Annotated in this window: 9 protein-coding genes; 6 read left to right on the top strand and 3 right to left on the bottom strand. The window is 43.1% G+C overall.

The window, feature by feature from the left end:
• The first annotated feature begins 371 nt into the window (after positions 1–371).
• The 3 genes from ACJA3J_RS17365 (at position 372) to ACJA3J_RS17355 (ending at position 3,950) form a co-directional block, all read left to right on the top strand.
• Entirely contained in the window at positions 372–1,394 is a 1,023-nt protein-coding gene (locus ACJA3J_RS17365; protein ID WP_406944726.1) for an SEC-C metal-binding domain-containing protein, read from the top strand.
• Between the two features lie 341 nt (positions 1,395–1,735).
• On the top strand, positions 1,736–3,406 hold the full coding sequence (locus ACJA3J_RS17360; RefSeq protein ID WP_406944725.1) for a catalase: 1,671 nt from the start codon (positions 1,736–1,738) through the stop codon (positions 3,404–3,406).
• An 82-nt stretch (positions 3,407–3,488) separates the two neighbouring features.
• A complete protein-coding gene (locus ACJA3J_RS17355) occupies positions 3,489–3,950 on the top strand; it encodes a hypothetical protein (protein WP_406944724.1) in 462 nt (153 codons plus the stop codon).
• 38 nt (positions 3,951–3,988) lie between these two features.
• On the opposite strand, the gene ACJA3J_RS17350 is transcribed toward ACJA3J_RS17355, so the two are convergent.
• Together ACJA3J_RS17350 and ACJA3J_RS17345 are read right to left on the bottom strand one after the other, a co-directional pair.
• Positions 3,989–6,748 (bottom strand): alpha-amylase family glycosyl hydrolase, encoded by a 2,760-nt coding sequence (locus ACJA3J_RS17350; RefSeq protein WP_406944723.1) that lies wholly within the window; start codon positions 6,746–6,748, stop codon positions 3,989–3,991.
• A 115-nt stretch (positions 6,749–6,863) separates the two neighbouring features.
• Positions 6,864–7,457 (bottom strand): YdcF family protein, encoded by a 594-nt coding sequence (locus ACJA3J_RS17345; protein WP_406944722.1) that lies wholly within the window; start codon positions 7,455–7,457, stop codon positions 6,864–6,866.
• A 193-nt stretch (positions 7,458–7,650) separates the two neighbouring features.
• Here ACJA3J_RS17345 and ACJA3J_RS17340 point away from each other — a divergent pair, with 193 nt between their 5' ends.
• Both ACJA3J_RS17340 and ACJA3J_RS17335 read left to right on the top strand, forming a co-directional pair.
• Complete coding sequence (locus ACJA3J_RS17340) at positions 7,651–7,860, top strand: YkvS family protein (RefSeq protein WP_089651290.1); 210 nt, start codon at positions 7,651–7,653, stop codon at positions 7,858–7,860.
• A gap of 164 nt (positions 7,861–8,024) precedes the next feature.
• Entirely contained in the window at positions 8,025–8,285 is a 261-nt protein-coding gene (locus ACJA3J_RS17335; protein ID WP_406944721.1) for a hypothetical protein, read from the top strand.
• 52 nt (positions 8,286–8,337) lie between these two features.
• Here ACJA3J_RS17335 and ACJA3J_RS17330 read toward each other — a convergent pair whose 3' ends face one another.
• Positions 8,338–9,360 (bottom strand): LCP family protein, encoded by a 1,023-nt coding sequence (locus tag ACJA3J_RS17330; RefSeq protein WP_406944720.1) that lies wholly within the window; start codon positions 9,358–9,360, stop codon positions 8,338–8,340.
• Positions 9,361–9,589: 229 nt separating this feature from the next.
• Here ACJA3J_RS17330 and ACJA3J_RS17325 point away from each other — a divergent pair, with 229 nt between their 5' ends.
• Positions 9,590–12,757 carry a chitobiase/beta-hexosaminidase C-terminal domain-containing protein gene (locus tag ACJA3J_RS17325; protein ID WP_406944719.1) on the top strand — a complete coding sequence of 1,056 codons (3,168 nt, stop codon included), beginning with the start codon at positions 9,590–9,592 and terminating at the stop codon, positions 12,755–12,757.
• The last annotated feature ends 32 nt before the right edge of the window (positions 12,758–12,789 follow it).

Genomic DNA, 12,789 nt, shown 5'->3' with positions numbered 1-12,789 from the left:
GACCAGGTCTTACAATATTTAACATGTGACTGAGAGTCACATGTTTTATCCAATTCATGCCGGAGTAGGTCATCCGAAATCTGGGAGACCAGGTCTTACAATATTTACCATGTGACTGAGAGTCACATGTATTATCCAATTCATGCCGGAGTAGGTCACCCGAAAACTGCGCGACCAAGTCTTACAATATTTACCATGTGACTGAGAGTCACATTCTTCATCCAATTAATGACAGACCAGGTCATCCAAATATTGGATGACCTGGTCTGTATATTATTTCCTCCTTCTTTTTTCCTTGATTTTTTGCATGTTGGCTCAATCTTCGGTACTCTAGTAGAGTTGAACGTTTATGAGTTAAGAGAGGGATATTAATGAGTAAGGTAAAAAGAAATGACCCATGTCCATGTGGAAGTGGGAAGAAATATAAGAAATGTTGCATGAATAAGACAGACGAAGGCGTGGGATCCACAAGCCTTCATGAGGAGTTGAAAGGTCACTACAGTCACTTTATGGCCTATGTGAACCGTAACTATCCGAATACTACGCCTAACGACGAGCGTGAAACGCAGGAGGAAGAAGTAGAAGCGGCTTTCCGTATGGTACAAGGTGTATTCATGGAACAGCAAGAAGATGGAACAACGCTCTATGAGGAATTCTTTGAAAAGAAGCAGGACAAAATCGTCCGTCCAGCGACTCTAGCGTCGATGGAAGCGTGGAAATCACCACTCGCTAGTGTTTTCCACATCCAGGAAATTCAGTCTGAGCAAACGGTAACAGTTAAAGATGTGTGGAGTGGCCTAACCTACGAAGTGAAGCGTGACGGCATTCCATTGAAGGAAGAAAATTACCCGCACATGCCGTATATGATTGGAGTCGCTCTGAAATGGGGACCGATCTTCAACTTCGTACCGCTTGCGATTCCAAACTATGAGGAGTCCTACCAAACTTTCAAACAGACGATAGAGGAAAAATGCCAGCAGGCTGGATATGAATCGATTCATGCCTACATGCAGGATACACTTATTGAACAGTTGAGAAACTGGATGTATATGAACGTTTCTGAAGAATCCTCAGAAAAACAAGAATTGCAAGAACAAGATACGCAAGGAACCGAGGAAGATGATGTGCTCGATCTTGTCGATGATGAGCTGAAAACAGAACCAACCTTTGAGAGGTTGCGTGAAGCTTGGCTCTCTTATAAACAGGCAGAAGATCCGACGTTCCGTAAACCGGAAGTGGTTTCTGCTGCGCTTGAACACATTTATCGTACATCTGAAGAGTTTCGCACTGAACCTGAGAAGGTGACGAAAAAAGCAGTAGCGACGAAATATGATGTTAGTCCGAGCAGCATGAGTAAGCGGATCACTCAGCTGAAGGATTATATCGAAGGTTGACCTTTTAAAGGCTTAGAGCTCAGTGCTCTAAGCCTTTTTTAAGTTGATATTGATAAAAGTCTAAAAGCCACCGATAAATTCTTGAAAGCTACTGATAAAATAGTGGAACCTACTGATAAAATGTAAAAACCCATTGATAAAAGTCCAGAAGTCACCGATAAATCCTTAAAGTCGCCAATAAAACTGCGGAAGTCGCTAATAAAGTACCAAAACCGCTAATAAAACCCCCCAAAGCTGCTAATAAATTCCCTAAACTCGCTAACATAATCTTATTTCCTCTTATGGAATAAAAAACCTGACCTCAGCAAAAACTCTTCCTATACAACTGAGGAGGGAAGAGTATGGGTAAACATGAACAAGGTCCAGGAGGAGCGGAGGATCAGCGCTTTTCTGAAGAGGAAAATGAAAAGACATTAACGACAAGACAGGGGCATCCTGTCCGCACCAATCAAAATCTGCGTACGGTCGGTAATCGTGGCCCGGCGACGCTTGAGAACTATGATTACATTGAAAAAATTTCCCACTTCGACAGGGAGCGGGTTCCTGAACGTGTGGTGCACGCGCGCGGAACTGGCGCGCATGGGTACTTTGAAACATATGGCAAAGTAGGGGACGAACCTGTGGAAAAATACACAAGGGCAAAGGTGTTTTCTGGTGCAGGAAAACAAACCCCTGTGCTCGTCCGTTTTTCAACGGTTACCCATTCGGCGGGGTCTCCCGAGACGCTGCGTGACCCGCGCGGGTTTGCGGTGAAGTTTTATACGGAAGACGGAAACTGGGACTTGGTTGGAAACAACTTGAAAGTTTTCTTCATCCGTGATGCGATGAAGTTCCCGGATTTGATTCATGCCTTCAAGCCGGACCCTGTCACGAACATCCAGGATAGTGAGCGGATTTTCGATTTCATCAGTCAAACGCCTGAGGCGATGCATATGGTGACGTTCCTTTTCTCCCCATGGGGGATTCCGGCGAACTACCGGCAGATGCAAGGGTCAGGTGTAAACACGTATCGCTGGGTGAACGAGGAAGGAAAAGCTGTCCTCGTTAAATATCACTGGGAGCCTTTAAAGCAAGGGATCAAAAACTTGACCCAAGAAGAGGCGAATGAAATCCAGGGCGAAAACTTCAACCATGCCACTCAAGATTTGTATGAAGCGATCGAAAGTGGCGACTATCCCGAGTGGGAGCTTTGTGTTCAAATCATGGATGATCATGAACATCCAGAACTTGATTTTGACCCTCTCGACGATACGAAAATTTGGCCGGAGGATCAGTTTCCATTTTTAAAGGTAGGAAAAATGGTGCTCAATAAAAATCCGGACAACCACTTCAATGAAATCGAGCAGGCAGCTTTCGGTACAGGGGTACTTGTGGACGGACTCGACTTTTCGGATGATAAAATGCTGCAAGGGCGTACATTCTCTTATTCCGATACACAGCGCTATCGTGTGGGTGCGAACTATCAGCAGCTGCCGGTGAATGCTCCAAAAAAACATGTGGCGACCAACTACGAAGGTGGCAACATGTCCTACTTCACGGATCGTCCAAAAGATGCGAATCCACATGTGAATTATGAACCTTCGACTCTAAATGGCTTGGAAGAAGCAACACCGAAGACAAAGCCGCATCAGCCTTATGCGGAAGGCAAGTTGAAGAAAGAGCCCATTGATCGGGAAAATAACTTCAAGCAAGCCGGCGAGCGCTACCGACTTTTAAAAGACTGGGAGCGAGATGATCTAATTATGAACCTCGTCACTTCCCTGAAGCCATGCCAGTCTCACATCCAGAAGAAAATGATTTCTTTTTTTTCCCAATGTGATGAGGATTATGGAAAACGGGTAGCGGAAGGGCTCGGCATGAACGCAGGAAACATGAACGAAGAAATGGCGAGTGAAATCACTCCGACCAAAGGAAAGCTGCCGAAACAGGGAGGCTCTCCGATCGGAAGTGCTGGAGCGGCGGATGCCGTTGAAAAAGCTCAGGAAAAAGGACACGAAGCGGACCCTTATTGATCGTGTAAGCCTGACTCAAATAAGAGTCAGGCTTTTCTTTTTTTCTACTCTCGTGCATAAGGTAAGTAGGGGAGGGGATCACATGAAGCGGAGCCGTTCACCCATGATTTTCATCTTTGTTTTAGGCTTGATTGTTATCCTTGCCATTGTCCTCACCATTTTCTTTATGACTAGACCTGGCCAACGTGCAGACAGTACCATCGAACAATTTTATTTGCATGAACAACAAGGGAAGTTTTCGGATTCGTGGGAGCTTTTTCATTCTCAAATGAAAGAGAAATTCACAAAAGGACATTACATACAAGACCGTGCGCACGTGTTCATGAACCATTTCGGTGTGGAGAGTTTTGAGTTTGTCCTCGGTGATCTGAAAAAACTAGATCAATGGACCATGGAAAAAGGCTCGAAACCTTTAAGTCCAGTGTATCAAGCGACTGTGATTCAAACATATAAAGGAAAATACGGGCTTTTCCGCCTGCATCAAGATGTTTATGTGGCAGAAGAAAAAGGAGAATGGAGGATATTATGGGATTATCATAAATAACAAAAAGCTTCCTACTAAAAAAGTAGGAAGCTCTTCTGTCAGGCGGCTTCATTCTTGGCTTGAACCTGTTCCACCGTCACTTGGTATTCGTTTTGAGGGTCAAAAATAAAGATATATTCCCCATCTGCTTCGGGTGTGAAGTGGAGGTTATCGCCTTCCAGCCATTCGCCGTCACGGACAAATTTATATTCCACCGTTTCTCCTGCGGTCAATTCAATCGGTTCACTTTTCCAAAGGGCTTCCTTTTCATCGAAGGTCAGCATGTTCGCATCACTGGACCAGTCGAAAGGTGCAGATCCACGCAATACGACTTTGATGTATTTCTCTTCTTCCGATGGAGCCTCATAGCGCAGCTTCCCTTTGACATCATAAATCGCAACAGACCCTGCTTCGCTTGTCATTTCTAGGATGCCTTTATGACTCTTCAGCTTTTCCTTTTCAAGAAGCGATGTGAGCTGTACTTTGTTCGGGGTCTGCTGGTTGTAAAGGTCGATGATATCGAGCTTACGGTCCTCTTCGCCCAGGTTCATGACAACAAGCACTTTGTCCTGTGGCACGGAACGTTCAAAGACGAGTACATCATCATCAGAGTAGATGATGTTGAAGTCGCCTTGCGTTAAGGCTGGCTGGTCATTTCTTGCATCAATCAACGCTTTGTAATGGGATAGAATATTCCCGTTCTGTTTTTCTTCCTCCCAAATCATCATTTCGCGGTAGTAACGGTCTTTCCACTCGTCCACAAGGTTATGGTCACCGCTCTGGGACAAGCCGACCTCATCTCCATAGTAGATGATTGGTGCGCCAGGTAACGTAAACTGTAGCGCTGCTGCATTTTTCAGTGTTTCTTCGTTTCCATCAGCTTCAAACAAAAAGCGCGGCATGTCGTGACTATCTAAAAAGGTTGCCGCAACGAATTCATCGCCATAAGTCCCGAAGGTCTGCTCGAGAGATGATGCTAGTGCGTTTACTGAACCATCCTGAATGAAGGCATTTGTAATCGCTGAATGTGTCTCAAAATCAATCGCCCCATCTAACTTTCCTTTATAAGAAGAGATGGTATCAAGGTTGTCCCACACTTCTCCGAAAATGAAAGCATCGTCATCGATTGATTTTACTTTATGACGGAAATCAACCCAGAAGCTTTGGCTCGGGCCTTTGGCATAATCCAGGCGGAAACCGTCGACGCCGATTTCATTCATCCAGAACGGAACGACTTCATCCAGCATGTACTCACGCGTTTCTGGATTGTCGTTGTTCAACTCAGGAAGCTCTTGAATGCCATAAAACGTATCATATTCATTCGGGTAATTCGTAAATGTGTACCAATCATAGTAAGGACTGTCTGGTCCTTTTTCTAAGGCATCCTGGAAAAAATCGTGCTGATCGGATGTATGGTTCGGTACGAGATCATAAACGACTTTCATATCGCGTTTGTGTGCTTCATCCACAAGTTCTTTCATGAGTTGATTGCTGCCAAAACGAGGGTCGATGTTCATGAAGTCTGTTGGATGATATCCGTGGGAATACGGGCCCTCGTAAATTGGTGAAATCCAAAGTGTATTCACACCAAGATTCTCGATATAATCTATTTTTTCAAGGACACCTTGAATGTCTCCGCCCATCCAGCCCTTCAGCTGTTCATCGTATGGCTGTTCAGGGTTTACAGACGTATTGTTCTCCGTACTTCCATCTCGGAAACGGTCGACGAACACCTGATAAATGACCGCTTCTTTCGCCCACTCTGGAGATTCATATGTGTCAACATAATAAGCGAACTCGGTGGCACCCTCAGAACTCAATACATTGTTATCGGCAAATTGAGAGCCGTCACTGTTTGAGTTCCAAACATCGAGTTTATATTTTACGCGTGTTTCTTTTTTCTGAGAGGGAATAACACCTTCCATGATCGATGTTTTCAATCCATCGGCATTTTCAGATGTATCCGTCACTTTTAAAGGAACGGTTTGTCCATTGGCAGCTTCTCCTCGTTTTCCATCTGGAGTGGTGCCGTCCGTCGTATAATAGATGGCTCCTTTGTCGATCGGTCCAAAGTGCTGCACTTCAACTTTAACGGTTACATCATCACGGTGGTTTGGAACGTAAGGGGAATGGTTATAATCGTGAGTGACCGATTGGGCGACAGGAACTTTCTTCCACTGGGTGACCGTATCCTCTTCAGTATCGCCAGAGGTGGATAATGTCACTGTACGGGGTTCGTCGAGATTTTCCTTATAAGATTCCCCGGCAAGACTATAAAAATAAGAAACTTCTTCGCCTGCTTGTCCTACAATTTTAGTTGTGTACGTATTTTTAGAGGTTTTCGTCATAGGTGCGGCTGTGTAATGGAAGTCATTTTTGCTTGAAGCGACCGTAGGTGTCACCCATTCCGGCGTTCCCTCAGGTACGGTGAGCTCAAGCTCCACACTTGCTTCGTAAGTATCAGCGAGGTGGATGTCGACTTTGCGTTCGTTTTCAGGGTGAAAAGCGAAAATGTACTCGGCATCTTGAGGAGCTGTGAACGTCAAGTTTGCTCCAGACATCCAATTTCCATCATAAACAAACTTGAACTCTGTCACTTTTCCACCTTCCAATGGTATTGGAGCACTGAGCCATACTCCTTCTTCTGCATTGTAAGTCAGAGGATTGTTATCCGAACTCCAATCTAAGGTTTCAGCGTTCCCGCGCAATACAACTTCATCGTATGTTTTAGCATCTGCATATGTAGATGCAACCGGTTGCGCAAATGACAAAAATAATAGCGCGATACCGATCAGCCAAATCCAACGTTTTTGAATCAAACGAATCCCATCCTTTCAAAGTTATAAGTGAAATCGCTTTCATAATAAAGGAGTCGATCAAGATTGTCCATAGGGCTATATAATTAAATGTCAGAAAAGGAAGAAAAAATTCCGTTTACTCTAAGAGTAAACGGAACCAATAGACTCCCATTTTCACATATTCGCCGAATGTCATTCTTTTCTCATGTTCGGTCATTCCATCAGAAGGATCAAAGAAAGAAGAGACGAAGAAGTAGTCCACCTCTATCTGGTTGTCGTAAATATCATCGAAGGTCATTTTCGTACGCCGGGAATGGTAATCGCTTGTGACAACAAGGGCGGATTCAAAACCTTCTTCCTCCATAATATCTTTCGAGAGTGTCGCATTTTCATATGTACTGGTGGCAGAAGGTTCTTCAAAAATTGCGTTTTGGGGCACACCTTTATCTTTGGCTTCCTCCAGCGTTGTCCCACTTTCCGTCGAATTAGTCAAAAGCATATGACTCGCAAATCCTTCATCGAAAAGCTCAACACCATGATCGAGACGTTCCTCACTTCCACTCAACACAATGATGGCATCATATTCTTTAGAGGTTTTCAATGAATCTTCTGCCATTAAAAACTCTGGACCTAGTAGAAGAGGTGTCATCACTGCTGATGATAAGAATAGAATGAATAGTAAGAAGGATAAAAGGATGATCTTTTTTGTCTTTTTTATATCAGATCTCATAAAAACCTCCTAATTTTTGTATAACTTCATAATATTGTATATATCTCCTGAGAAAATTATTAAACCTCCTATCGTTTTACTTGTATAATCTTGTCGAATTTAGTAACATATATTGTAAAAGTTTTGTTTGAATTGTTTGTTAATTTATTGTAAAGTTTATTCAAAATACGAGGAAGAGAAAGGGTAGAGAGATATGATACAACCTGATGATCGCATTGCCACTCCAGGGCAAATCGTAACTTTTGAGAGAAATGACATCATTTTCAAAGGCAAAGTCATTCCGAGTCAATGTCAACAATCCGTGATCGTAGATTTGACGATTATGGACAACTTAGATGAAATCGATTTTGAATACGACAGAACGGTTGTGGCTCATACCAATTATCGTATTATAGAAGAATAGCTTGTGTGCCCTTCCTATTATACGGGAAGGGCATTACTTTTGGTAATTTTTTCTTTTGTAATCAATAATTACTAGTCAAATATGCTGTTTCTAAAAAAGGAAATTATAGATATATTAGTAGAAGGAAAAAGTATTGCGTACGATTGATGAGAGGGTGTAATCTTTTGCCGCAATTGACCAAACTGTTATTAGAGCACACAGAGTTAGTGTTGAGTGCACGTTATAGTGTAAGAATCGATCGAACGATTGTCATTGAACCTTTGAGGCAGTTGACGGAAGATACGTTCAGGAATGTTTTGGATAATAAGGGCAGTGTACATACAATTGGCATTGAAAATGCAGATGGGACATCTATAGAAAAGTATGATGGACCGTTTCAGTTTTGCAGAATGAATGGCATACTCATTTTTAAACCGGTGGGATAAGAAAAGGGACTTCCTTAAACTAGGAACGTCCCTTTTCTTTGTCTCTATGGAGTTAGTTATCATAAGTGTTGTCTTCCAATACTGGGAGATCTAATGATTTCTTTAAAGTGTTTGTTGTTTCATCAAGACTCTCTTCATCAGGGACGAAATAATAAAGCCCGTCATTGAGACGTTTGTTTTCACCATGTATTTCTATAGTATCCACTGAGGTTTGATCTGAAGAGAAGGCTTTTCTTAAACTGAGCATTTCACCAGGGGTAAGGTTCGTACTGACGTTCTCCCCCACGACATCTTTCATTTCGTTTATTTTGAACAGCGTTCCTGGAGACAAAGCTTCATCAATACTTGCCTTAAGGAATTGTCTCTGCCTTTCATCCCTCGTGTAAGTAACAGCAACATTACGCTTTCTCATGCGAACAAAGGCTAGTGCTTCTTCTCCGTTCATTTTCATTGGCCCTTCTTCAAACTCTATCTTTTTGTAGTAATCCAGGCTGCTTCGCTCCCAGAACCCTTCCTTAACATCAATCGTCACTCCACCAAGAAGGTCAACAACTTCAATAAAACCATCAAAGTTGACGGTGGCATATTTATCAATCGGAATGTCCAACAAATCTTCCACTGTTTCTACAGTTAGTTTTTCTGCTCCATATCCTGTAACTTCACCTAGCGTATAAGCAGCATTGATTTTATGGGAACCTGCATATTTCTGCCGTACTTTTGAAGCTGGTATATCAACGAGTGTATCTCTAGGAATACTCGTCATCGTCATTTTATTTGTGTCTGGATCAAGTGTTAATACGATTTGGGTATCTGCGCGTCCGGCCCGTCCATCTGTGGAATAATCCTCTACGCCCATCAGAAGGATGGAAATTGGATCTTCCTGGGCATCGACCGCTTCTTCTCGCAGATCTGATTTATCTCCTCTGTCCAGACCTTCGTAGGCAGCAGTGTACACTTGTGTCACATAGTAAAAGCCTCCGCCAGCCATTAAGGTTATTAAAAACAATAGAGCCGCAATCAGACGTATCTTTTTCTTCTTTTTACGTCTGCGTACTCGTATGATTCTTTTTGTCAAAATAGAACACCTCAATTTCTAACCTCTCGCTTATCTATTTTACCACAGTTGGAAACATCCGATAGATACGGATCTTTTGTCGGATAATTTGTAAAAGTGTTGTTATAAATAGTCGTTTTTTCACGTGTCATTGGGAACATTTACATTTTTTTACGGAAAATAAATATAAAATCTATTCTGAATTTTATATACTAGACCTAACTAATATTTTAGGCAAAGGGGATGCATTGTGAAAAAAATCTTTCATCTGTTGTTAATCGTATCATTAGTTTTCAGCTATGCTGTTATACCTACTTCTTCAGCTAAAGCTGAAGGTTTGGACGATCTGATTATTTCTGAATATGTGGAAGGATCGAGTTTTAATAAAGCATTGGAGATTTACAATGGTACCGGTGAAGATGTTGACCTATCCGCGTACACATTGGAGCTATATTCCAATGGTAGTGTGGAACCATCTCGATCGGAATCTCTAACTGGAACACTGGCTTCAGGAGAAGTTTATATTGTGTCTGATAGTCAGGCTGGTGAAGAAATTCAGTCTATCACGGATCTGACTAGTGGAGTGACAGGTTTTAATGGGGATGATGTCTTAGTATTAAAAAATGAGAATGGAGTCATTGACAGCATTGGGCAGGTTGGCAGCAATGATGAATTTGGTAAAGATGTCACACTCGTAAGGCAGCCAGAAGTTTTGAATGGCGACCGGGACCCTACCGATGAGTTTCAGGTTAGTGAAGAATGGGATATGTACGCAAAAGACACATTCGGCTATCTTGGAAACTACGAAGTACCTGAAGAAGAGGAAGTCGAATTACAAACGATTGCAGAAGCTCGTGCTATGGAGAATGGGGAAACTGTACGTGTGGAAGGAATCGCTACAGCAGCTTTCGAAGCGGGCGGACAGACGAACCTTTACATACAAGATGAAACCGCTGGCATCATCGTCCGTGCCCCTGGACTCAATGTTCAGGTGGGTGACCGTGTAGAAGCTCAAGGAGAAAATAGCGAATATTTTGGAATGGCTCAACTTCTTGCTTCTTCCGCGAATGTAGAAGTGGTAGAAAGTTCTGTGGGTGTACCTGATGCTCAAGAAGTCGATGCCTCTGCCTTCTCCGCCTCCAATGGAGAAGCCATCGAGGGTGAGTTTGTACAAGTGAACAATGTAGAAGTCATCGATAAAAATGAATATGGTGATTTTACTGTTCAAGATGAACAAGGAACTTTTGTGGTTCAACCTCAAAACGAAGATTTATTAAGCGTAGGGGATACATTTGAACAAGTAAAAGGCGTGGTCGATTACAACTACGGGGAATATAAACTGGTTCCTCGTTCACCATCTGATTTGATTGAAAAAGTATTCGCTGTCACCGCAAGCCCTGCTGGTGGATCAGTCGTGCAGGGAACAGAAGTTACATTGAATACGGCAGAGCCAGACGCCTCTATTCATTATACGTTGGATGGTTCAGAGCCGACGGCAGAAAGTACGCCATATGAATCCCCGATTGTAATTATGGAAGATACTGTCGTTCAAGCAGTTGTTGTACGTGCCAACGGTGAAACGAGTGAAGTGGCTGTTTTTGAATACGAAGCATTAAAAGCATTGGACGATGTTGAGATCCATGATCTTCAGGGAGCCGCTCACACATCTCCATATGAAGGGCAATCGGTTGAAGGTGTTGAAGGAGTTGTAACGAAGCTCGATGGAAACAACGGTTTCTATGTTCAATCATTGAATCCGGACAACGATATTGCCACTTCAGAAGGCATCTATGTGTATAAACGTTCCTCGGGAGTAGAGACCGGTGATGTCGTATCTGTGAACGGAAAAGTAACCGAATGGCGTGAAGATGGTTACTCTGATGCAGCAGATCTATTAACGACACAAATTACCGCTAATGAGGTTACGGTTACCTCCTCTGGGCAGTCTTTACCTGATCCTATTGTCATTGGTGTTGACCGGGAACAACCGACAAAAGTGATTGAAGATGATGGACTGGAATCCTTCGATCCTGCAGAGGATGGTCTTGATTTTTATGAAAGTCTTGAAGGGATGCTTATTGAGCTTCCAGAACCAAAGGTCACTGGTCCTGTTAAATATGATGAGCTACCTGTATATGTAGAAACAAATGAAGATCAGGATTTCACAAGAGCTGGTGGGTTGTTGATCTCACCGGAAGACTACAATCCTGAGCGAATGCTTATTGACGTAGATGGATTCGAAGTCCAGGCAAAAACAGGAGATTACTTCGAGCAGTCGATTACGGGTGTTGTCAGTTACGACTATAGCAATTACAAAATCCGTGTTGCTGGTGAGCTTCCTGAACTTCAAGATGGTGGAACAGACAGGCAGTCGGCAGAGCTTAAGGGCTTGAAGCCTAAAATGACGGTGGCTACTTATAACATGGAAAACTTCCATGCTGGCACAGACCCTGAAAAGGTCCAACGCATTGCCGAATCAATGGTTGAAAACTTGAACACTCCAGACGTAGTCGGGCTTGTAGAGGTTCAAGATAATACGGGTCCAACAGATGATGGAACGGTGGAAGCAAACGAAAGTTACCAAACATTGATTGATGCGATTGTAAAAGCCGGTGGTCCGGAATATGAATTCACAGACATTGCACCACTTGATAAGACAGATGGTGGTCAACCAGGAGGGAACATCCGCGTCGGTTTTATTTATAATCCTGATCGTGTCACGTTGACAGACAAGCCGAGTGGTGATGCTTCAACGGCTGTAGATGTTAATGAAAACGGATTGACGTTGAACCCTGGACGTATTGATCCGACGAACGAAGCTTTTGACGATTCAAGAAAATCGTTGGCTGCTGAATTCGAGTTCAATGGTGAAAAAGTTGTCGTCGTTGCGAACCACTTTAATTCCAAAGGCGGCGATGATGGTTTGTTTGGTGCCAATCAACCGGTCGTGCTTGGAAGTGAAGTGCAGCGCTTGAAGCAAGCTGAAGTGATCAACGACTTTGTTGAAAAAGTAGAAGAACGTATGGATCATTCAAACGTTGTGGTTCTAGGTGACTTGAATGACTTCGAATTTTCAGCACCGGTCGAGACCCTGAAAGGAGATGATCTCACGAACATGATGGAGAAGCTTCCGGAAGAAGAACGATACACGTACATCTACCAAGGAAACTCTCAAGTGCTGGATCATATCCTTGTCAGTAATCATCTGGCCAAGCGTACGAAAGTGGAAACCGTTAATATCAATGCAGACTTTTCTGAAGCGGATGGTCGTGCGAGTGACCATGATCCCGTCCTTGCACAGATTCATTTGAAAAAGTCGAAGCAAGGCCCACCGGCGTGGGTAAAAGAACATTCAAAAAAATCTAAGCAGGGGCCACCTGCATGGGTGAAAGAACATTTGAAAAATAAAGGTCAATAAAGAAAATTCCCCGCTATAAAAATAGCGGGGAA

The sequence above is a fragment of the Halobacillus sp. SY10 genome (genome assembly GCF_045401165.1).
GTDB lineage: Bacteria > Bacillota > Bacilli > Bacillales > Halobacillaceae > Halobacillus > Halobacillus aidingensis.
The sequence above is the reverse complement of the archived record's forward strand: the minus strand, read 5'-3'. Positions and strand labels throughout refer to the sequence as shown.